Raw genomic sequence first — 21,366 nt, forward strand, 5'->3', positions numbered from 1 at the left:
AAAAGGGCGAAAGTCGAGTCAGAGCGCCGGGGTCATTGCGGCGAGGTGATGAGCTGTCCCTCTTCGCAGAACACGCCCACCTTGCCCTTCTCGACGAAGTGCTCGGCGTGGGTCGCGAAGCTCTTCACGGTCCGCTCCTTGCCGGCGAGCAGGATGCCCAGCTTGCCCCGCTGACGGCGGTCCTTCACCACGGAGCAGTTGGTCCAGGTGAAGTCGCCGGTGTTGCGGACCATCACATCGTCTCCGCCGAACGGTCCGACGCCGCCCGCCATCCTCACGACTCCCTGGAGGCGCCTGGGCGGAGCAATCATCGGAGGAGCGGGCTGCGACGGTGCGACGGTGCCCGCTGGCCCGGCTGGGTCGGGTTCGTCGTCGGGGAATGACTCTAACTCGTTGCCGGAGCCCGGCAGCGCGATGAAGTACATGGACTTGGCGCTCTTGAGGTCCTTGGGCGCGATGACCTTCCTGACCTTCGCATCGAACTTCACCCAGACCTTCGGCCCGTCCTTCCTCTCCACGATGGCGTACCCGAACAGCTCTCGCCGTCCGTCGATGCCCCTGGGGAAACCCACGACCCAAAGCTTGTCGTCCACCAGCAACCTCTTGACGGAGGGGCCGGCGACGAAGGGGCCGCCTCCATCACTCTTCAAGGGAAGCGCGTCCTTGATTGAGACGTAGGTGGGGCCCTTCTCGGGCGCGGGCTTGGGCGCCACGACGACGGGCTCGGGCTCGGGGACCGGCTTGGGGGGAGGAGGCTTCGGCGTGGACGGCTTGGGCTTGGGCAGCGGCTCCCGGGTCGCCACCCTCTCCGGCTCCGGCTTGGGCGCCGGCTTGTCGGGAGGAGGAGAGACCGGACGCGTGTCGGCGGTGGTCGGCGAAACAGGCTTCGTGTCCGGGTTGGGAGGCGGTGGCGGGCTCGTGGTGACGGAAGGCGGAGGGGTGGGGGCCTCCGGGCCGCCCTGCCCCTTGACGAAGTGGGCCGTCGTCACCGCGGTGCCCACCATCAGCAGCAACACCGTGAGCGCGATGAGGAGCATCACCCCGGTCTTCTTCCGGGAGGACTCGGGCCGGGTGGCCACATCGCTCGCGGACTGGGAGACGGACACCGGAGCCACCGGCCCCGAGGAGGTCGCCTGCGCCACCGGTCCCGACTCCTCCCGCACCACGACCTTGGCGGGAGACGGAGCCACGGGGCCCGAGGACACGGCCATCGCCGCTCCACCCGCGACGGCTCCAACGCCAGGACGCAGCGTGGTGGCGTCATGGCCCATCGCATCGTCGGCGGACGGAACATCCCGCCGGGCCATGCCGGGCACGCGCCGCTCGTTCGAAGGAGCAGGGGCGGGAGTCTCCGTCGGCGCGCGCATCATCGTCGGCTCGAAGCCCGACGGCGCGGTGTTCTCCGGGGTGGCCTGCGGCCCGGTGCCGAACGCGCCCGTGCCCGTGCCGCCCGCCAGGACGGGCATCGGCGTGGGCGTGCGGTGGTGGCTGGCGGACGAAGACACCTTGGAGATGAGCTGTCGCTGCGCGGCGAAGGCCTCCGGGCACAGGGCGCGCACGAAGTGGCCCACTTCCTCGGCGCCCACGGCCGCGCCGGAGCGCACCATCTCCCCGTTGAGCGCCCGCGCCAGCTCGTCCGAGCGCGAGTAGCGTTCATCCGGCTTGGTGGCCAGCGCGCGCCGCACGACGGCGTCCAGCGTCGCGTCCAAGTCCCCACGCAGCCCCGTCAGCGGCGGAATGGTGGGCTGCGACATGGCCGCCATCATCTCGCCCACCGTCCCGTGGGGGATGAGCGAGCGGCCGGCCAGCATCTCCCACAGCACCACGGCGCACGAGTAGATGTCGCTGCGGTGGTCCAGCGCCTCCGCGCGCACCTGCTCCGGCGACATGTAGCCCAGCTTCCCCATCACCGTGGCGGGCAGGGTGTACTTGCTGCGCGCCGCGGACTTGGCCAGGCCGAAGTCGATGACCTTGACCTCGCCCTCGTACGACACCATGACGTTGTGGGGCGACACGTCGCGGTGGACGATGCCCAAGGGCGCGCCGTCCGGCCCCACCTTGCGGTGCGCGTAGCCCAGGCCCTCCGCCATGCGCTGGCCCAGGAACAGCGCCACCGGCACCGGCACCTGCGCGCCCTGCAGCCGCGCCTGCTCCAGCAGGTACGCCAGGTCCACGCCGGCCACGTACTCCAGCGCCATGTAGTACGTCCCGTCCGCCTCCCCCATGTCGTACACCTGGGCGATGGACGAGTGGACCAGGTGCACCAGCACCTTGGCCTCGTGGTGGAAGCGGTCCAGGAACTGCCGGTCCTTCAGCAGCGCGGGGAGGATGGTCTTGACGATGCACGGCTTCTCGAAGCCGGCCGCGCCGCTGATTTTCGCCAGGAACACCTCGCCCATGCCGCCCTGGCCCAGGGGGTGGACGAGCTCGTAGCGCCCGAGAAAACGGGAGGTCTCTGTAGGTTCGGTGCTCATGGCTTCTCCCGGCAGCGAAGCACCCGGACACACACGGAATCAAGCTGTCGAGGGCCCTTCTCGTATCTGTCAGACACCGTACGCCCCCGGAACACTCCGTCAACCGTCCTGGCCGGCGTGTCAGACCGGTGAGGCACAACGGTCCGTGAAATCGCCGCCCCCCAATACGTCCGAGGCCGGGCTTCGTTGACCGCCTCCGCGAAGCAGTCCCGGGCGCACCTCCGTCGAGGTGGGCGGAGGGCGGGGGTTTCGGGACAGCCGACCCCTGGACGGACCCGGGGCGAAAGCCAGTTTGAGACAAGCGGGCCACACAGGATGTGAACCCGCGCACCTCCCACCGCCGCGTGCCAGGGACGGCCGTTGCCGCTGGGAAGGGGGATGCACTTCGTGGGGACAGGTGGGGTCGCCCGGCTGGAAGCCCTTCAGCCAGGCACCGCGATGTCGCCCGGGTGGTGACGGAAGGATGTGACTCATGAAGCGCTGGGGAGTCATCGGGCTCTTGGCCCTGTCGGCCTGCATGCCGGACGAGTCCTCCGACAGGGATGCCCAGCAGGACATCTGCCCCGGCATCACCGCGGGCGTGCTGCCAGGGCAGCCCCACGGGAAGCTCTCGGACCGGGCGGCGACGGAGGGTGACGGGCGCGAGCCGGTCATCATCCGCTACCGACAGCAGGGCGCTGTGACAGCGGCCCGGGTGCGGCAGCTCGGCGGACAGGTGACGGCGACCTTCAAGAACGTGCCGGCCGTGGCCGCGCGCGTGACGCCCGAGGAGCGGCGGGAGCTGGCGGTGGATCCGCTGGTGGAGAGCATCGAGCCGGATGGAGAGCTGCGCTCGCTGGGGCCCTCGGTGCCGTCGGCGCTGGCGCTGGCGGGAGTCCTCGCGGGCACGAGCGCCACCGCGGAGTACACCGCGGAGCTGCGCCGGGTGCAGGCGCCCGAGGTCTGGGACCGCGACTCCGACGGCGTGCTGGACCCGGGCGCGGTGACGGGCCAGGGCGTGAAGGTGTGCATCATCGACAGCGGCCTGGACCTGGACCACCCGGAGCTGCGGGACGCGGTGGTGGCGGCCCAGGACTTCCTGGATGGGGACACGACGCCCAGCGACAGCCTGGAGGGGCAGTGGGGCTCCGGCCACGGCACGCACGTGGCGGGCATCGTCGCCGCGCGGCCGGGCATGGGAGGCCGGGGCGGGCCGGTGCTGGGCGAGCGCGGGTTGATGGGCGTGGCGCCCGGAGCACAGCTCATCATCGCCCGGGTGCTGGACCTGGAAGGCCGCACCCACATGAGCCTGGTGATGAAGGCGCTGGAGTACTGCCTGAGCGAGGGCGCGAAGGTGGCGTCACTGTCGCTGGGAGGCAGCCTGCCCACGCTCACCACGCAGGAGGCGTTCAAGGCGGCGCTGGACGGCGGGATGCTGGTGGTGGCGGCGGCGGGCAACGAGTCGCAGAACCTGGTGTCCTATCCGGGCTCGGACCCGTCCGTGCTCGCGGTGGGCGCGCTGGACAACCAGGACCGGCGCGCGGTGTTCTCCTCGTACGGAGAGGGCCTGGCGCTGATGGCCCCCGGCGTGGACGTGCTGTCCACCTTCCCGCAGGGGCGGGGCTCGTTCGCGGCGCTGGAGGTGGGGAGCACCCGGCCGATGTCGCGCTCGCTGTTGTACGCGCCCACCGGGGACACCTGGGGCTCGCTGGTGGACTGCGGCGACGGCAAGGGGCTGGACTCGTGCGGCAAGGACGGCACCTGCCACGGCTTCGTCGCGTACGTGCACCCGAGCCCCTACGTGCGGCCCGACAAGGCCATCGTCAACGTGATGATGCAGGGCGCGCGCGCGGTCATCTTCGCCAGCGAGCTGATGGAGGGCGGCGCGGAGATTCTCTCGGTGCCGCAGCGCGGACACTGGGTGCCCTCCGTCACCATCACCCAGGCGGCCAGCACGTTGATGGAGCGACAGCTCGGCGCCACCGCGAAGCTCAGCCTGCGTCCGGCGGACTACGCGTACATGTCCGGCACCTCCATGGCCACGCCGTATGTCAGCGGCGTCGCCGCGCTCTTGTTCAGCGCGCGCCCCACCGCCACGCCCGCCGAGGTGAAGGCGGCGCTCCTGAGCAGCGCGAAGGACCTGGGCCCCGGCGGCTTCGACGAGCAGTACGGCCACGGGCTGGTGCAGGCCCGGAGGGCGCTGGAGGCCCTCATCGGTCCCCTGCCCTGACGCTCGCCCCACCCTCCGGGGTGGGAAGGCCAGCGGGCCGACGTGTCCTCCGGCCCGCCGTGGAGAGGACGGGCGGAGGGCATGGCCCCCGGGAACATTGCCGGGATGGGGCGTGAACTCCACGTTGCCTATCGGACGCTCGGAAAGGAGTCCGACATGAAGGCATTCGTGCGTATCGCGGGATGTGTGGCGGCGCTGTGGGGATGCGCCGTGGGAGCCCAGGAGGACTACCGGCCCAGCGCGGAGCGGGCCCCAGGCAACCTGGAGCCGGTGCAGGTCGACGAGCCCAGGAAGAAGTCCTCGTCGAAGCGCGCCGACACCGGCCTGTACGCGCAGCTGGGAGGCGGCGCGGAGGGCTACACCGGACAGCTGGCACCCCGGCTCGAGGCGGGCTTCACGTACGGCGCCGCCGTGGGCTACCGGCCCATGGACTTCCTGGCGGTGGAGCTGGGCTACAACGGCAGCCTCAACAACGTGGACGTCGACGGGGACGGCCGGGCGGGCGGCCTGGGCGAAGGCCCGGACGTGGCCCGCAACGGGGGCCAGGCGCTCGTCATCGGCAACTTCACCGACACGCGGCTGCAGCCCTACGCGGTGACGGGCCTGGGCATCGACGACTACAACATCCGCCACGACGCGGCGGGGCGCGTGTTCGGCTTCAAGGACGACACCAGCGGCTATGTGCCGGCGGGCCTGGGCCTGCGCTACCAGATAGGCAAGCTCATCACCGCCGACGCGCGCGTCAGCTACAACTTCCTCTTCGACCAGGACTTCGCGCCCACGTCCGCGACGCCCAACGCCCTGGACGGCCGCTACATGGGGATGCTCCAGCTGGGCGGCACCTACTAGAAGCCCGTACGACGTGAAGAGGCGTCCGGACCCGATGCGGCGGTCCGGACGCCTCGTGCTTCCCGGGTCCTGGCGATGGCAACAGGCCCTGCCTCAGGAGGGCCGGTCGATGCCCAGGCGCGACGCGGACCACGTGCCCTGGAGCCAGCGGGGCAGCTGGCTCTCGATTTTGTCCGCCTCCTGCTCCGTCACCTGCTCGCGCAGCGCCGCGAAGACGCCGTGCAGCACCAGCCGGACGTTCTCCGGTTCGGCGTTCAGGTGGTTGGCCACCTGGAGGTAGAAGTCGTCACGGTCCACCTTCCCGCGCGTGCCGTCCGGATGGCGAGGGCACGCATCCACGAGCCCTCTCAAGTCCTCGGGGAGCTGCTCGCGCAACTGCCGCATCAGCCCGTCGGACAAGAGCTCCGCCAACCCACAGAACACCGCCTCCGCCGCCTGCTCCGCCACGAAGTCCGGAAGCTGCGCGGATACCGCGTCCATGAAGGACTTCCGGTCCGTGCCCACCCCCAGCCCCGACCACGACTGCGTCGCTTCCTGTTTCTGAATCGACATGCGCGTCTCCTCTCGCGCCTTCACCGTGGGGGCGCGCCGGGTGTCCGGCAGCAGGCAACAGTCCTGCTTCCCGGCCGCATGCTTCGCGCAAGAGCTTGCACCTCCGCATTCCCAAACATGGGATTCCCGTTCGCTCCTGGGACGTCCAACCCACCCTGCGCAGCGCGGCATGTCTGGCTTTGATTCGACCGATGAACTGGACTCATGGCGGACCACTCCACGTCGTGGTTCCCGGCTACGCGGCGTCCGGAACCACACGGAACTTCAGGAGATTTGCAGAAAACCCGGCACATCGCGTGCGAGAGGAATGGGTGGAATGAAATCCCATCGCAATTGTACTGAGCGCGCGACGTAGGTCGCTTGCGCGGCAGACGAGCCGCCTTCTCTTTCCCCCATGAAGTGAGGATTTTCATGTATCGCATCGCCGTTGCCGCCCTGATTCTTGCCGCCACTGGTTGCGCCACCACGGGAGGCGCCGGGGGCAGCCAGGGCAACGCCACCGTCGCCGGTGTCATCAAGTTGCCGGAGAGCGGACTCGCGCAGGCGGGCAACCCGTGTGACCAGCTCCGCGTCGTGGTCGCTCACGCCGCCAGGCCGTCGGACGCCCTGGGCAAGGCCATGGTGAAGTCCAGCCGCGGCAACCGCTGCTCGTTCACCATCTCCGGCGTGCCCAGCAACACCGACCTGCAGATCAGCGCGGCGCCCGAGTCCGGCCTGAAGTGCGACAACGGGTCCGCGCCCACCATCACCCCGGAGCCGTCCACCATCAAGATGGTGAACTACGGCACCGGAACGAAGGACTTCACGGTGAGCTGCGGCGCCTGAAGTCGGTTTCACGTCTGGAACCCTCTGCTCATGTCGGAGCGGAGGGGCCAGGCAGCCCTCGGGACGTCCAGGAATTCCGGATTGCTTCGCGAGCAGAGGGGCGCGAAGCTTCCGGAAGACCGCCCGCGAGGCGGCACGAGGTACCGGAGTGGACCGGGCCGCGAAGCCTGCGAAGAAGGACGACCCGGTGAAGATTCCAAGCAGTTGGCGCGCCGCCACGCTTGCCCTGAGCCTGGGCGGGCTGGGGTTGGCGTGTGAGTCGGAAGAGCCGTTCCCCACGCTCGACGAGTTGGACCAGCTTCGCAGCCTGCACTCGCTGTCGAGCAACCCGCGCCTGGACGCCACCAACAAGGTGGACGGCATGCGGGTGGCGCAGGAGCTGGGACACGACTTGTTCCGGGACACGGGCCTGTCCCGCTGCGGCACGGTGTCCTGCGACAGCTGTCACTCGGGGGATGGACGCACCGTGGACACCGCGACGGCGGAGGGCTGTGGCGGACAGCGCACGGAGCGCAACCCGCCCACGGTGCTGAACGTGCGGCACAACCGCTGGTTCATGTGGGATGGGCGGGCGGACTCGCTCTGGTCTCAGGCGATTCTGCCGCTGACGAATCCGGTGGAGATGGACTCGGACGCGGAGGTGGTGCGAGCGAGGCTCCAGGAGGAGGCGTCGTACCGGACGCGCTACCAGACGCTCTTCGGCGTGGAGCCCTCGAGCGTGGCCGCGCCGGTGCTGATGGCCAACGTGGGCAAGCTGATGGCGGCGTACGAGCGGGTGCTGATGCAGGTGGACGCGCCCTTCGACGCGGACGTGAAGCGCTTCATCGCCGCGGCGGAGGCCGGCACGGCGGAGAGCGACCCGGCGTTCCTGGGGCTGAAGACCTTCGTGCGAAAGGGGCAGTGCGTCGTCTGCCACAAGGGGCCCTCGCTGACGGACGAGCTGTTCCACAACGTGGGCCTGGAGGACCGGGGGCCTGGCGCGGGGGGACAGTGGGCGGTGCTTCCCCAGTTGCTGGACTGGGAGTTCAACGCGGCGGGCAGGCACAGCGACGACCGGAACGGCGCGGACGCGCTGCGGCTGCGCACGCTGCGCACGCAGGCGAAGCAGGAGGAGCTGGAGGGCGCGTTCCGCACGCCGTCGCTGCGCAACGTGGCGCTGACGGCGCCGTACATGCACACGGGCGCGCAGGCCACGCTGGAGGAGGTCGTCGACTTCTACAACGACGGCGGCAACCCGGATGGCACCTTCACCGGCAAGCGCACCGTCACCATCGTCCCGCTGGAGCTGACGGACGCGGAGAAGCGCGCGCTGGTGGAGCTCTTGAAGTCGCTGACCGGCACGCCGCGCTGAGGCACCCACGCCGGGCTCCCGCGTCCTTCCGGGCGGGAGCCCCGTGAGCCACGACTCAGCGCACCAGGTGGAACGCCGTCTGACGCTTCCAGGCCCAGTGCACGCGCCCTTCCGCGTCGATGGTGATGTCCTCTTCCTGGGCGGAGCGCACGCGCTGCTGGTTCCACTCAGGCACGGGGCTCGTCGCCTGAAGCTCAATCGAGTACCACATGTTCGCCATGACCTTGTGGTCGCCGTTGCCGGGCACGCCCTCCTGCCGGTCCCACAGGCCCACCATGGCGCCCGCGCCGTGGCCGTGCAGGCCAATGGGGTGTGAGTAGATGGTGCCGTCGATGCCCTCGGACGTCATGCGCTGACGGGAGCTCTTGAGGACCTCGTTGCCGGTGCGGCCGGGGCGCAGCTCCTCGAAGACGATGTCCTGCAGGCGGTTGGACGTCTTGAGCGCGGCCTTCAGGCCCTCGGGCACATCCGTCTCGCCTTCGCGCAGCACGTAGCCCATGTGCTGGGTGTCGGTGTTGAGCCGCAGGGCGGTGACGCCGTAGTCGCAGTGGAGCACGTCGCCGCGCTGGATGACGGGGTCCTCGCCGAGCTGCTCCTCGTTGACGCCCTGGCGCTGCACGTCCACGGAGGGCTGGAACCAGGTGTCCAGGCCCAGGTCCGCCAGACGCTGGCGCATCCACCACTCCACGTCGGAGACGCGGGTGACGCCGGGGGTGACGAGCTGATTGGAGAAGGCCGTCTCGATGATGTTCCAGGCGAGCTTCGTCTCGTCCTCGTAGAAGCGGACCTCGTCGGGGATGCGCCACGCGAGCAGGTCCACGGGCAGGCCCTCCGCGGGCTTGAAGCGCCTCACCCAGTCGGGGCCGAGCGCCTGGGCCATGCCCTCGTATTCGCCATGGGAGAGGCCGTCGGCGAAGGCGAACGTGCGGGAGACGTCGAGCGCGATGCTCTTGGGCTGGCGCTCCTCCAGCACCTGCTTGAGCACCAGCCACTGGTCCGGGCCCCACAGCTCCGCCTGACGCAGTCCCTCGCCGCCGTGGTTCACCTGCTGCTGGGCGCGACGCGGAACATAGACGCCGCCCTGCGGACCACCGCCGAGAGCCAGCCGCTCCACGCCCTTCTCCGGGCCCAGGTCATGGAACACGTAGATGGTGCGGCGGCGCGCGGCGAAAGTCGTGGGTGACACGAGCGCCTTGAAGACAGGGTCCTCGTTGTACTCGCGCATGGGGACGACCCACAGCTCGATGCCATACTTGCGCATGAGCTGGGGGAGCGCCGTGTCCATGCGCTCGCGCAGCCAGGCCTGCTGACGCTCGGCCTGCTCACGCAGGGTGCCGAAGGGACGCTCCGGCACGGTGGCCTTCGCCTTCGCCGTGGCGATGGCGTCCGGAGACTGTGAGGAGACGGAGGCACATGCGGTGCTCAGCATGAGCGGTGCGAGGAGGCGGAGGCGGGTTCGCATGGGCGCGCAGTCTGGCATGCGCGGACGAGGGCGTCTCGACCACGCGACGCACCAGGGGCCGGGGGCTTCGCGGCTTGCGAGGCTTTCCGCGCGGCGGTGCTCAGCCAGTCACAGGAGGTTTCGCGCGGGGCGCGGGCTGGCGCGATTGCGCCACGGGCCTCACGCACGAAAGTCAGGGCGCGCCAGCGCAGGCCTGCTGCTCTGGCCCACAGGCCGCGTCGATGCGCGCCGTGTCCATGGGCTGGCACTGGTTGGAGTGTGACGCGTGCTGCACCTCCATCCGGATGCGCATGCACCGCACACAGCCGGCCTTCGCGCCCGAGTCCGCATCCAGCACCGGCTCCACCCGCATGTAGCTCTCGTAGACCTCGTCGTTGCAGACCTCCTGGGCACGCGTGTCTCCCAGGCACGCCACCGAGTGGGCACACTCCCCGGTGGCCGCACGACCGGCCCACTCGGCATAGGAGGGCTGCGAGACGTCATCGCCACAACCGAGCCACGCCAGGGACATCGCGAACAAGAGCCAACGCATGGCCGCATCTGAGCGGGAATCGGTGGCACTGTCACCCGCGACAGGTATGGCGCCCCTCAACGCCGCGTCAGCCCCTCGGCGCGACACTGCTGGGCGTCACAGCCCTCCACGACGCAGGATGAGCACTCGAGCGTCCCGCCGCAGCCGTCCGGCACCACGCCGCACGCGTCCTCCCGCGTCTCGCACGTCACCGGGACGCAGCCCATCGGCAGGTACTTCTCGCTCGAGCCGAGCATGCCCACCGCCTCGTTGGCGCCGCCCACGAGCAGCACCGAGCCGTCGCGCAGCGGCAGCGCGCCCGGCAGGCCCCGAGGCTCCGTCAGCGTGGGAGCAGACACCCAGTGGCCCGTCATCGGGTCGAAGCGCTCCACCGACGCGAGCGCGCCCGACGTGAAGTGCTCGCCGCCCAGCACCAGCACCTGGCCCTCCGGCGTCACCACCGCGGCGTGGTGCTCGCGCGGCACCGACGGCGCCGCCACCAGCGTCCACAGGCCCGTCAGCGCGTCGTACACCTCGGCCGTGCTCGACGCGCGCGCGGTGCCGCCGCCCACCACCAGCACGCGCCCGTCCGGCAACAGCGTCACGGAGTGACCCTGTCGATGCGTCCCCGCCGCGCCGCCCGCGAAGCCCGCCTTCTCCCAGCGGCCACTGGCCACGTCATACAGCTCCGCCTGAAGGCCGCTCACGAAGAGCGCCTTGCCCGTGGCGAGCATCACCGCCGAGCCAGCGCCGCCGCGCACGAAGCCCGGCGGCGTCGCGGGAGCCCACGTGTTCGTCACGGGGTTGAACAACTCCGCCGAGCGCAGCGGCCTGCGGTCCGCGTCGGTGCCGCCCGCCACCAGCACGCGGCCGTCGGGGAGCAGCACCGCCGCGGGGTCATTCCGGGCCTCGGCCATGGGCGCCACCTGCGTCCAGGCGCCCAGAGTCGGCACATACACCTCCGCGTCCGCGAGCGCGCCCGGCGCCGCCACCTGCGTGCCTCCGAGCACCAGCACACGACCATCCAACAGCCGCACCGCCGCGTGGTTGCGACGTGCCTTGTGCAGCGGTCCCGTCAGGCTCCACAGGCCCGTCTCGGGCTCGAACACCTCGCAGCTGGACAGGGTGCCCTGGCCGTCATGGCCTCCAGCGGCGAGCACGCGCCCGTCCTCCAGCGTGACGAAGGGCAGCAGCTTGCGCGGCGTCACCAGCCTCAGGGGCGCGACGACGCTCGTGTCCAGCGCGCTCCCGTCCGCGCGCGGACCGGAGTTGCACGAGAACACGAGCGCGAAGAGCGCCACGCCAAGAAAGGATGTCGGAACACGTCGCATGGGACCCACTCGCCTCGCTGGTCGAAGAGAGCCCGTGTACCCTGACGGTCTGACATTCCTGGGAGGTCCGACCTGAATGATTCCGGACGCTTGCCCCGCGTGGCGGGTCGGAAATCCCCCACACGCGACAGGCCCGCACCGGCGCCGCAGAGACAGCGCGACGCGGGGGTGCTCAGTGGCGTACGGAGTCGTCGTCCGACGGGGCGGAGGAGTTCACCGGCTCCGAGTCCATGCCTCGCGAGTGGCGGGGAGGCAGCGCGCCGCCATCGTCATCCACCTCCAGCGTCAGCAGCGGATGGTCGGCTCGGGACAGATGGACTTCGTCGCCGCTGACATGGTCCACGTCGCTGAACTCCACCAGGTAGTCGCGGCGGGGAATGGGGACCAGGCCCTGCTCCAGCTCGAAGTGGATGTCACCGACAGCGGCGACGCGGCCCACCTCGCGGCCGTCGGAGGCCCTCACCGTCATCCCCTCGCGCACCTCGCCGGACTGAATCATCGCGACCTCCTCGCTGCTGCGTGACATGCCCGGCGCACCCGGGTCCTCGTCATTGAAGAACCTGCGGGCCCGGTGCGCGCGACGACAGTCCGAGGGAGCAGGCGGGGCAGCGCCCGTCCTCCTGGCGTGGGCGAAGGGAGGCGACGGTGCGGGTGGAGAGGCTCGCGCGAAGTGGAGTGCCTAACATTCGCGACAGGAGGTGGCCGCATGTTGCTGGAACTGTCCGCGGAGGAAGCCCGCGAGCTGAAGCAGGCGTTGGACACGGCATTGCTCGAGCTGCTCACCGAGATTTCCCACACTGACCAGCGCGCGTACCGCGACCTGTTGCGCGAGCGGTATGACCGGCTGGAGCAGCTCAACCGGCGCCTGGAGATGTCGCTGGAGGGCAGTCAGGTCTACGCCTGAGGTGGCGCTCGCGCATCGTCCGGTAGGACGGGGCGAGGGAGTCGGGCGCTGGAGCGGCGGCTCGCGAAGCGGGCGCGCGAGAGGCGAGGCGTGGTGCGAGAGCGAGAGTGAGAGCACCTTCTTTCGCGAGCACGAGGGAGGCCGCGCCATGATTCCGGAGAACATCATCCAGTACCTGGAGGGACACAACGTTCCCTTCGACCGCAGGCCGCACCTGCGCGCCATCACCGCGCAGGCGCTCGCGGCGTCACTGCATGTGAGCGGCTTTCAGGTGGCCAAGTCGGTCATCTTCCGTTCGGATGACTCGCTGTGGATTTGCGTGGTGAGCGCGCCGGACTCGGTGAACCTGGACCGGCTGGCGGAGGTGACGGGCGCGAAGAACCTGCGGCTCGCGGAGGAGTCGGAGTTCGCCCCGCTCTTTCCCGAGTGCGAGGTCGGCGCGGAGCCGCCCTTCGGAAGGCTCTACGGAATCCCCGTCGTCGTGGACGAGCACCTGCGCCACGCGGAGCAGCTGCTGTTCCGCGCGGGCTCCCACGCCGAGGCCCTGGAGATGCGCTTCGCGGACTTCGAGAACGTGGAGGCGCCGTTCACCGGACTCATCGTCCATGACCGACAGCGCGAGCGGATGAGCATCGAGAACGACAGCTTCTCGCTGCAGCCCTAGCCTTCTGACGACTCTGTCGAGCGCCGCCGTGGCCGCTTGCTCTTCGCGAGCGCGGCGCGAAGCATCTCGCGACGTTGCTTCTCGTCATCATCGAGTGGCCGTGGTTCCTCGATGTGGGGGAACGTCAACACGACCCTTCCGCCGAAGGGCGCGAAGACTTTTTTGAGCGTCTCCAGCGTCGGGTTCGCATCCGGCTCGTCCTCGAGCTTCGCGATGATGCTGGTGGAGAGCTTCACGACGTGCGCGAAGGTCTTCCGGTCCATTCCCAGCATCGTGCTGCGAAGGATTCGCGAGGCGTCTCCCAGGTCGAACTCTCCAGTGGCGACCATGGCGGCGAGCTCTTCCAACAGCGCCTTGCGTTCGAGAGGGGTCATCTGGGCGACGTCGGCGCGCTTCATAGGAGCCCCCACGCGCGGAGGCGCTTCTCGGTGTCGAGAAGGCCGAGCCCCGCGAAGTTCAGCGTTTCTTCCGGCAGCCCGAGGTCGGCGAGGAGTTCGGGGAGATGACGAAGGCGCGAGGCGAGGTCGTGGAGGCCCTCTCGCAACGACGCTTCATCCGCACCGAAACTTCGGAGAAGCCCATCCCAGTCGACATCTCCACCGACTTCGTACCCTTCCCACGTCGTGGTGCGGGTGATGCCTTCGAGGTCCATCTTCATCGGCGCGAAGTCGAAGATGGGCGCGAGGCGAACGATGCTGTCCGTCTTGAGCACGGCGGTGTTCCTGCAATGATTGTCTGAGTTGCCGAACACTTGATTCAGCAGGTCCCGTTTCAGGTATTCGAGGCGCACCGTCGGCCAGGCAGTCTTGGGGACGACGTGTTGCAGTGCACTCAATGCCGATTGATGTTTCTGGAAGGAACCTGGCTCGGCCTTGAGCAGCGAATAGAGGGATTCGAGTCCGAACCGAAGCTCGCGACCGCCTCGTCGTGCGACGTCGAAGCGGGGAAGCCAGAGGCTCGGGCCTGAAGGACCTTCGTGAAGCGAGAGCCCCTCTTGCGGAATGGTTTCGAACCCAAGCTCCGCGAGCGCTTTGTAATACACGTACTCCGACCGGAGAATGGTCTGGTCGCGTTCCCTGCCGCTGCGCGCGAACTTGACGAGGTAATGCCGATCCGGGCAGTCAGGGTCATCCTGCCAGACATCAATCCACACGCGGTCTGTGTCATCGCAGCGAAGCAGGAGCTTCGGCGAATCACCGCCCGCGCCTGTCGCGCCTCCGACTTGTGCTCCGGCGTTGACGGCGTACTCGATGAAGGAGTGCTCACGCTCGATGACGGCCTGGCGCGGGAACCGCTGGGGGGAGGCCTTCTTCGCGGGAACGGCCTCCTCGATTCGGAGATTGCCGACCGGCGCAATCGTGCCCTTCCGCAGGAGCTCGATGTCACTCGCCGATTCATCAGGGAGGTTCAGTCGCCGCAGCCACCACCGGCGGGCACTTCCCATGGGCTGCAGGTCATCGAGGAACGCAGGCCAACGGCGCCAGACCTTGGGGCCAAACTCGACCGGGAAATTGAGACTCACCGCTGTCAGCGGCGGCGGATCAGCAATCCACCGGACCAGGTAGTCGTACTCGTACTCAAAGGTACATCCTCCGCGCCGACCCTCCTTGGGTGTGGAGAACTCAAGCAGCGCCGCCCGCTGCCATGACCCGTCGATCAACGCTTGGAGATGCAGCTCCATATAATCCATTATAACGGATTAAAGAGACTCTGGAAACCACATTTAGTCCATTAAAAAGGATTTGAGTAGTCCGCCGACCTGTCCCTAATCCTCTATAACGGATTAATTACAGCTTCCGCCCACGGCTTCCACTCATCGGATTGGAGTGTTCGTTCAGCCCAGGGCCCGTCCCGTCCGTGCATCGAAGCGTCGCAGCTTCGATGCATCGAAGCGCAGGGACACAGGCGTGCCCGAGGCGGCGCGGAAGTCACCGGGTGCACGGGCCACGAGCTGCTCGCCAGCCACGTCCACCGTCACCCAGCTCTCCGCGCCCATGGGCTCCACCAGGTACACGAGCCCCGTCAGCGCACCCGGTGACGCGGAGTCACGAGCCACCACCTCCAGGTGCTCGGGCCGCAGTCCCAGCACCACGTCCTCCGCCTCCAGGCCCAGCGTCCGGGGCTTCACCTGGTTGATGCGCGGGGAGCCGAAGAAGCCCGCCACGAACAGGTTCGCGGGCGCGTCATACAGCTCTCGCGGCGGCGCCACCTGCTGCACCTCGCCCTGGCTCATCACCACCACCCGGTCCGACAGCGTCATCGCCTCCGACTGGTCATGCGTGACGTAGATGAACGTGGCCTGGAGTCGCTCGTGCAGCTTCTTGATTTCACCGCGCATCTGCGTGCGCAGCGCCGCGTCCAGGTTGGACAGCGGCTCGTCGAACAGGAACACCTTCGGCCGCCGCACCAGCGCACGGCCCAACGCCACGCGCTGCCGCTGCCCTCCCGACAGCTCCTTCGGCCGGCGCGACAGCAACACCTCCAGCCCGAGCACCGACGCCACCTCACGCACCCGCGCGTCGATGTCCGCGCGTGACAGCCCCGCGACCTCCAGCGGGAAGCCCAGGTTGCGCGCCACGTCCAGGTGCGGATAGAGCGCGTAGCTCTGGAACACCATGGCGATGTCGCGCTCCTTCGGCGACATGCCGTTGACCACCTCGCCGTCGATGCGCAGCGTGCCGCCGGACAGTTCCTCCAGTCCTGCAATCAGGTTGAGCGTGGTGGACTTGCCACAGCCAGACGGGCCGACCAGTGAAACGAACTCACCGTCGGCGATGTGCAGCGTCACGCCCTTCACCGCGGCCACGCCACCTCGATACACCTTGCGCACATCCTCCAGGGACACCGTCGCCACGCGACTAGCCCTCCCCGGTGCCCGAGCCTCGGGCCCACCACGCGCGGGTTCTCTCCATCGAAGCGGTCTCTCGGATGATGCGCATGGGGACAGACAACCCCCACGCCACCGGGCACGGCAAGCGCCATGTCGCGCCGCCGTGCACCTGCTGACAACCCGCGTCAGGAAAGAAGTCTCCCTCCCCAGGGCAGAGCGGCCTCGGACCAGGACTTTCCAGATGTGAGGGATTGAGTCTTGGAAGCTTCCTGCCCCAGACTCGCCGCGCGCATACCCTTGCGCTCCCGACCACAGGAAGAGGCTCCACCGATGCGAAACCCTCTCACGCGGTTACCTCGAGTCATGTGGTTGAGCGCGGCGGTGACCGTCGGAAGTCTGGGCTGTGGAGAGAGCGCCGCGGACCTCGGCGCCGACGAACTCGTGTCCTCCACCCGTGCACTCGTCGCGCACGAGCAGCTGGCGGCGGGCGAGCGACACACCTTGTGGCTGAGCACCTTCGGCACGGTGCTGGCCTCGGGCGACAGCTGGGCCGGCCAGCTCGGGGACGGCACCAACATCGACCGGACCCTCCCTGTCCAGGTCTCCGGACTCTCCAGCGTGGTGGGCATCTCCGCGGGAGCCCATCACTCGCTGGCCTTGCGCTCCGACGGCCTCGTCCTGGCCTGGGGCTTCAACGGCCTCCAACAGGTGGGTGACGGAACCACCACCAACCGCTTCGCCCCTGTCCCCGTGTTCGGCCCGGCCATCGGCATCGCCGCGGGCTACTTCCACTCCCTGGCCCTGCGCCCCGATGGCACCGTCTGGAGCTGGGGCCACAACCAACCCATGGCACCCATCGCCGGACTCACGCAGGTCGTGGACCTCGCGGGGGGAGAGGGCTTCTCGCTCGCCCTGCGCGCCGATGGCACCGTCTGGGGCTGGTACACCGACGCCCCCACGCCCACGCAGGTCCCTGGCCTCACCCAGGTGTCCGCCATCGTCTCCGGCAGGAGGCGCGCCGTGGCGCTGCGCGCGGATGGCACCGTGTGGGCATGGCAAGCACCGCAGTCCACTCCCCCCACGCAAATCCCCGGCCTCTCCAACGTGGTCTCCGTCGCCACGGGCGAAAACGGGCAGGTACTCGCCATTCGCGCCGACGGCACCCTCTGGGGTTGGGGAGCCAATGACTGCAGCCAGCTCGGAGACGGCACCACCGTCAGCCGCACCACGCCCGTCCAGACCGTCGGCCCCACCTTCGTCGTCGCCGTCGCCACGGGCTGGCGCCACTCCGTCGCCCGGACCGCGGACGGCAGCTACTGGGGCTGGGGCTGCAATGAGTGGGGGCAGGTCGGCGACGGCACGAACAACACCTGGCGTTATTTCCCCGTCCGGCTCCCCCCGCTCTAGGGCCACACTCAGCCACACGCACTCACAGTCAAGGCCATACGGCCCGCGCAGGGGCCCGTGGTAGCGTCCGCACACATCATCCAGCGCGAGGACCGCTCCACGCGGCCCCGCCCTTCTTGACGCTAGGGGGAAACAGTCATGGCATCCGACACCATCACACTCATCAAGGGCCACGGGCCCGTCGCGCTTCCGGAGAAGCCCCACCTGCGCGTGGCGAGCGGCAACTTCTGGCCCGAGGAGGTGGAAGCCAAGGGGAGCCGCGAGAAGCAGCTCACCGCCGGCCTCTTCATCATCGACACCCGCACGTCGCCCTCGAAGCAGGAGCACGTGCGCGTCCACGCGACCCAGGTGGTGGAGGTGGATGGGGCCTCGCTGGAGATCCTCGAGGTCAGCGGCGCCGAGGGCACGGAGCCCGCCATCCACCTCAAGGTCCGCTGAGCGCCACACCCACAGTGCGGGCGCGACGCAACTCCGCCGCCGCCGCTGCGATAATCCAGACATGCACCACTGACGCCCTTGGGGGGCGACAGTCCCAGGGGGAACATCCATGAGCTTCAAGATTGGGAATGAAGGGTCCCGCGTCACCCAGACCCTCCCGAAGGCCACCGAGACCGTCCAGCCGCAGGTCAAGACGCAGGAGGCCCGCCAGCAGCAGCCCGAGTCGAGCGCCCGGACGCAGGACGGCATGTTGCCGCCCAGCCGCCGTGAGCAGTTCGCCGCCGCGCTGTTCGGCGCGACTCCGCAGACCAGCGGCGCGGAGAGCCCGAAGACGAAGGACCCGAAGGCGCTCGACACGAACGTCACCTATGGCCCGGTGAAGAACGGCAGCGTCTTCGAGGCCGGCACCGACGGCGTCAAGGCGCACTGGAACGACGTGCAGCAGGGGCAGATTGGTGACTGCTACCTGATGACCTCCATGGGCGCGATTGCGCGCGCCAACCCGGCGCTCATCGAGAACATGGTCAAGGGCCCGGACGCGTCCGGCAACTACAACGTCACCTTCCAGGACAAGGGCAAGCCGGTGACCATCACCGTCACCCCGGACCTGCCCCTGAACTCCAGTGGCAACCCGGCCTACGCCGCGACGCCGCAGGAGGGTGGCAAGGCGGAGATGTGGCCAGCCCTGGTGGAGAAGGCCTATGCCCAGTGGAAGGGCGGCTACCCGAAGATTGTCCATGGCAACAGCGCCAACGCCATGGAGGCCATCACCGGCAACAAGAGCAGCAAGCTCGACGTCGGGGGCGCCACGCTGGCGGACCTGGAGAAGCGGCTGAACGCGGGCGAGGCCATCACCGCGGGCACGCACGACGACATCAAGTTCCTCGGCTTCGACATCGCGGACGGCACCGACAAGCCGCTCTACAAGAACGGCACGCTGGTGGCAGACCACGAGTACTTCATCTCGGGCGTGGACACGAAGGCCGGCACGGTGACGCTGCGCAACCCGTGGGGCTCCGGTACGCCGGACATCGTCCTCACCGAGGCGCAGTTCCGTGAGTCCTTCCAGTACGCCAACAGCAACCCGACGAAGTGAGTCGACGGGCGCCAGGCACGCGCGAGTGGACCGGACTGGCACTGGCCTTCGGGCTGGTGCTGTCCGGGTGCGCGCGTGAGACCTCCGCCGTGGCACCCTCCTCGGCGGAGCAGCCGGGCACCTTCACGTTGACGAAGAATCACGGCCCGCTCCAGGTGACGCCGCACCTGAGTCTGGCCACGGGCAACTTCTGGCCCGAGGACACCGATGCGGGCGCGCGTGAGCCCACCGCCGCCCTCTTCATCTACGACTCACGAGTCGTCCCTCCGGCGCAGCAGCACGTGCGCGTGCACGCGGGCCAGACGGTGGAAGTCGCGGGCGAGGTGTTCGAGGTCTCCGAGGTCATCGACCGCGGGGACGAGCAGCGGCTGCGCCTGAAGCTGCGTCCGCGTCAGCCCTAGACGGAGCGGGCGGGAAGCGCGGCGACGTCACGCGGCTTCAGCATCCCGGCGGCCATGCGCACGGTGAACGCTCGCGGCGCGAAGCGCGGCATGTTGGCCTGGAGCCAGTTGCGCCAGCCGGCGATGAGCGAAGGCCGGCCCTGCTCGAGCCCTCGAAGCCCCGCGAGGGCCACCTGCTCGGCGGAGGCCACCGGCCCCACGGCCACCTGGCGCGTGCCCACCACGTCGAAGAAGGCCGTCTCCACGGGCCCCGGGCAGAGCGCGAGCACGCGCACGCCCCGCGCGCGGTTCTCCGCCCAGAGCGCCTCGGAGAAGGACAGGACGAACGCCTTCGTCGCGCCGTAGATGGCCATGTAGGGCAGCGGCTGGTAGCCGGCGGTGGAGGCCACGTTGAGGATGCCGCCGACGCCCCGGGCAATCATGTCCGGCAGGAACAGGTGGCTGGCGTCCACGAGCGCGGTGACGTTGAGCATCACCTGCTCGTGTTGTCGAGCCAGGGAGACAGCCTCGAAGGCGCCATGGGTGGCGAAGCCAGCGTTGTTGATGAGCAGGTCCACGTGCAGGCCGCGCTCACGACACTGACCATGCAGCTCCCTGGCGGCGCCTTCGCGGCTGAGGTCCATGCGCAGCACCTCCACCTGGACGGCGTGCTGCTTCACCAGCTCGGCGGCCAGGGCGCGCAGCTTGTCCTCGGAGCGGGCCACCAGGACCAGGTTCATCTTCCGAGCCGCGAGCAGGCGAGCGAACGCCTCGCCGATGCCGGAGGACGCACCGGTGATGAGCGCTCGGCGGCCCTGGTAGGGGAAGGGCCCCGAGGTGGGCGCGGGGGAGACAGAGGGAGCTGTCGAAGCGGTGTGCATGGGTCCAGAATGTGAGCTAGGACTCACGTTCGCAACTCGCGTCGGTGCTCACATTTCGTGGAGGAAGAGTCATGCCGCGCCGTCCCCCTGTTTCTCGTCGGAGGAAGCCCCATCAGGACCGGGCGCAGGCCACGTGTGATGCCATTCTCACGGCGGCGGCTCGCGTTCTCGTCAAGAATGGCTATGAGGCCGCCAGCACCAACCGCATCGCCAGCGAGGCGGGGGTGAGCATCGGGTCGCTCTACCAGTACTTTCCGAGCAAGGAAGGGCTGGTGATGGCGGTGATGGAGCGGCACCGCGCCCGCTCGCTCGCGGACTTCGAGGCGGGGCTGGTGCTGCTGGCCAGCCAACCACTGCCCCAGGCGCTTCGTGCGTTGGTCCGCCAGTTGTTGACCACGAAGCTGGAGAACCCTCGGCTGCACCAGGTGTTGCATGAGCTGGTGCCGAAGATGCGGCAGCTGGGACAGGTGGACCCGCACGAGCAGCGGCTCTTCCGCCTGGTGCGAGCCTTCCTCGCGCCGAGGGCCGAGGCGCTGCGCCCCAAGGACCTCGACATGGCGGTCTTCATCCTGGTGCACTCGGTGGAGACGCTCTGCATCAAGGCGGTGGCGGACCGCCCGGACTACCTGACCAACGAGACGTTCCTCGACGAGCTGTGTGCGTTGATGCAGGGCTATCTCCAGCCGGGAGGCGCGTCCGCGAGCGCCACGCCGAAGAGGGCGACGGGACGGGGACGAAGCGCGGCCTCGCGAGAAATCTCGGCGAGGCCGTGAATATCCTCCGGGCCCCCGCGTCGGTCGCGCACCCCCGATTGCTGGAGATTGCCCCGCATGCGTACCCTCCTCGCTGGCCTGGTCCTCGCCTGCCTCATCGTGCCCCTCCGTGGTGAAGCGGCGACCCTGCGTTGTGGCAACAACCTCATCGCGGATGGCGCCACCCAGTCCGACGCGCTCATGAAGTGCGGGGAGCCCATGAGCAAGCACAAGCGGGAGGAGTCGACCTCCACGCGGAACCGGGTTCGCGAAGGCAAGGAGGAGTCCTCCACCACGCAGACGGTGACAGTCCTGGTGGAGGAGTGGACGTACAACTTCGGGCCCAACCGGCTGATGCAGGTGGCCATCTTCACCGACGGCAAGCTGACCGACGTGCGCAGCGCGGGCTACGGCAAGTAGCCCCGACGGAGGAAGGGCCCATGGGCGCGG

Annotated in this window: 22 protein-coding genes; 12 read left to right on the forward strand and 10 right to left on the reverse strand. The window is 69.1% G+C overall.

Going from position 1 to position 21,366, the window contains the following annotated elements:
* Nucleotides 1-32: 32 nt before the first annotated feature.
* Nucleotides 33-2,474, reverse strand: coding sequence for a serine/threonine protein kinase (locus ACN469_RS04515; protein ID WP_498764478.1), 2,442 nt, complete (start codon nt 2,472-2,474; stop codon nt 33-35).
* A gap of 472 nt (nt 2,475-2,946) precedes the next feature.
* On the opposite strand from ACN469_RS04515, the gene ACN469_RS04520 reads away from it, so the two are divergent.
* Together ACN469_RS04520 and ACN469_RS04525 are read left to right on the forward strand one after the other, a co-directional pair.
* Nucleotides 2,947-4,683 carry a S8 family serine peptidase gene (locus ACN469_RS04520; RefSeq protein ID WP_498764480.1) on the forward strand — a complete coding sequence of 579 codons (1,737 nt, stop codon included), beginning with the start codon at nt 2,947-2,949 and terminating at the stop codon, nt 4,681-4,683.
* 156 nt (nt 4,684-4,839) lie between these two features.
* The gene (locus ACN469_RS04525; protein WP_498764482.1) at nt 4,840-5,532 is read left to right on the forward strand and encodes a hypothetical protein; all 693 of its coding nucleotides are present in this window, start codon (nt 4,840-4,842) and stop codon (nt 5,530-5,532) included.
* A 93-nt stretch (nt 5,533-5,625) separates the two neighbouring features.
* On the opposite strand, the gene ACN469_RS04530 is transcribed toward ACN469_RS04525, so the two are convergent.
* A complete protein-coding gene (locus tag ACN469_RS04530) occupies nt 5,626-6,084 on the reverse strand; it encodes a DUF2267 domain-containing protein (protein WP_498764484.1) in 459 nt (152 codons plus the stop codon).
* Between the two features lie 411 nt (nt 6,085-6,495).
* On the opposite strand from ACN469_RS04530, the gene ACN469_RS04535 reads away from it, so the two are divergent.
* Both ACN469_RS04535 and ACN469_RS04540 read left to right on the forward strand, forming a co-directional pair.
* A complete protein-coding gene (locus ACN469_RS04535) occupies nt 6,496-6,909 on the forward strand; it encodes a hypothetical protein (RefSeq protein WP_498764486.1) in 414 nt (137 codons plus the stop codon).
* A 148-nt stretch (nt 6,910-7,057) separates the two neighbouring features.
* The gene (locus ACN469_RS04540; RefSeq protein ID WP_498764488.1) at nt 7,058-8,260 is read left to right on the forward strand and encodes a cytochrome-c peroxidase; all 1,203 of its coding nucleotides are present in this window, start codon (nt 7,058-7,060) and stop codon (nt 8,258-8,260) included.
* 55 nt (nt 8,261-8,315) lie between these two features.
* Here the strand turns inward: ACN469_RS04540 and ACN469_RS04545 are convergent, their stop codons facing one another.
* The 4 genes from ACN469_RS04545 to ACN469_RS04560 form a co-directional block, all read right to left on the reverse strand.
* Nucleotides 8,316-9,722 carry a M24 family metallopeptidase gene (locus tag ACN469_RS04545; RefSeq protein WP_498764490.1) on the reverse strand — a complete coding sequence of 469 codons (1,407 nt, stop codon included), beginning with the start codon at nt 9,720-9,722 and terminating at the stop codon, nt 8,316-8,318.
* 172 nt (nt 9,723-9,894) lie between these two features.
* On the reverse strand, nt 9,895-10,254 hold the full coding sequence (locus tag ACN469_RS04550; RefSeq protein WP_498764492.1) for a hypothetical protein: 360 nt from the start codon (nt 10,252-10,254) through the stop codon (nt 9,895-9,897).
* Nucleotides 10,255-10,310: 56 nt separating this feature from the next.
* On the reverse strand, nt 10,311-11,564 hold the full coding sequence (locus ACN469_RS04555; RefSeq protein ID WP_498764494.1) for a Kelch repeat-containing protein: 1,254 nt from the start codon (nt 11,562-11,564) through the stop codon (nt 10,311-10,313).
* A 172-nt stretch (nt 11,565-11,736) separates the two neighbouring features.
* On the reverse strand, nt 11,737-12,090 hold the full coding sequence (locus tag ACN469_RS04560; protein WP_498764496.1) for a DUF2171 domain-containing protein: 354 nt from the start codon (nt 12,088-12,090) through the stop codon (nt 11,737-11,739).
* 180 nt (nt 12,091-12,270) lie between these two features.
* Here ACN469_RS04560 and ACN469_RS04565 point away from each other — a divergent pair, with 180 nt between their 5' ends.
* Nucleotides 12,271-12,468, forward strand: a complete 198-nt coding sequence (locus ACN469_RS04565) for a hypothetical protein (protein WP_498764498.1) — start codon at nt 12,271-12,273, stop codon at nt 12,466-12,468.
* Between the two features lie 148 nt (nt 12,469-12,616).
* Entirely contained in the window at nt 12,617-13,132 is a 516-nt protein-coding gene (locus ACN469_RS04570) for an aminoacyl-tRNA deacylase (protein ID WP_498764500.1), read from the forward strand.
* On the opposite strand, the gene ACN469_RS04575 is transcribed toward ACN469_RS04570, so the two are convergent.
* The 3 genes from ACN469_RS04575 to ACN469_RS04585 form a co-directional block, all read right to left on the reverse strand.
* Complete coding sequence (locus ACN469_RS04575) at nt 13,129-13,530, reverse strand: hypothetical protein (RefSeq protein WP_498764501.1); 402 nt, start codon at nt 13,528-13,530, stop codon at nt 13,129-13,131. The genes ACN469_RS04570 and ACN469_RS04575 overlap by 4 nt on opposite strands.
* Nucleotides 13,527-14,813: a type II toxin-antitoxin system HipA family toxin gene (locus tag ACN469_RS04580; RefSeq protein ID WP_498764503.1), complete on the reverse strand. Its 1,287-nt coding sequence runs from the start codon at nt 14,811-14,813 to the stop codon at nt 13,527-13,529. The genes ACN469_RS04575 and ACN469_RS04580 overlap by 4 nt, the downstream gene beginning before the upstream one ends.
* A 153-nt stretch (nt 14,814-14,966) precedes the next feature.
* A complete protein-coding gene (locus ACN469_RS04585; RefSeq protein WP_498764505.1) occupies nt 14,967-15,986 on the reverse strand; it encodes an ABC transporter ATP-binding protein in 1,020 nt (339 codons plus the stop codon).
* A 357-nt stretch (nt 15,987-16,343) separates the two neighbouring features.
* On the opposite strand from ACN469_RS04585, the gene ACN469_RS04590 reads away from it, so the two are divergent.
* From ACN469_RS04590 to ACN469_RS04605, 4 genes are all read left to right on the forward strand, one after another.
* On the forward strand, nt 16,344-17,369 hold the full coding sequence (locus ACN469_RS04590) for an RCC1 domain-containing protein (protein WP_498764507.1): 1,026 nt from the start codon (nt 16,344-16,346) through the stop codon (nt 17,367-17,369).
* Between the two features lie 138 nt (nt 17,370-17,507).
* A complete protein-coding gene (locus ACN469_RS04595) occupies nt 17,508-17,807 on the forward strand; it encodes a hypothetical protein (protein ID WP_498764509.1) in 300 nt (99 codons plus the stop codon).
* A 109-nt stretch (nt 17,808-17,916) separates the two neighbouring features.
* The gene (locus ACN469_RS04600; protein WP_498764510.1) at nt 17,917-18,903 is read left to right on the forward strand and encodes a C2 family cysteine protease; all 987 of its coding nucleotides are present in this window, start codon (nt 17,917-17,919) and stop codon (nt 18,901-18,903) included.
* Nucleotides 18,900-19,304 (forward strand): hypothetical protein, encoded by a 405-nt coding sequence (locus tag ACN469_RS04605; protein WP_498764511.1) that lies wholly within the window; start codon nt 18,900-18,902, stop codon nt 19,302-19,304. The genes ACN469_RS04600 and ACN469_RS04605 overlap by 4 nt, the downstream gene beginning before the upstream one ends.
* Here ACN469_RS04605 and ACN469_RS04610 read toward each other — a convergent pair.
* Complete coding sequence (locus ACN469_RS04610) at nt 19,301-20,164, reverse strand: SDR family NAD(P)-dependent oxidoreductase (protein ID WP_498764513.1); 864 nt, start codon at nt 20,162-20,164, stop codon at nt 19,301-19,303. The two genes, ACN469_RS04605 and ACN469_RS04610, sit on opposite strands and share 4 nt — an antisense overlap.
* A 71-nt stretch (nt 20,165-20,235) precedes the next feature.
* On the opposite strand from ACN469_RS04610, the gene ACN469_RS04615 reads away from it, so the two are divergent.
* Together ACN469_RS04615 and ACN469_RS04620 are read left to right on the forward strand one after the other, a co-directional pair.
* Entirely contained in the window at nt 20,236-20,937 is a 702-nt protein-coding gene (locus ACN469_RS04615) for a TetR/AcrR family transcriptional regulator (RefSeq protein ID WP_498764515.1), read from the forward strand.
* A gap of 57 nt (nt 20,938-20,994) precedes the next feature.
* Nucleotides 20,995-21,336, forward strand: a complete 342-nt coding sequence (locus ACN469_RS04620; protein WP_498764517.1) for a DUF2845 domain-containing protein — start codon at nt 20,995-20,997, stop codon at nt 21,334-21,336.
* Nucleotides 21,337-21,366: the final 30 nt, after the last annotated feature.

Origin of the sequence: Corallococcus terminator (genome assembly GCF_049194865.1) — a bacterium.
In the GTDB taxonomy this organism is placed as follows: Bacteria; Myxococcota; Myxococcia; order Myxococcales; family Myxococcaceae; genus Myxococcus; species Myxococcus terminator_A.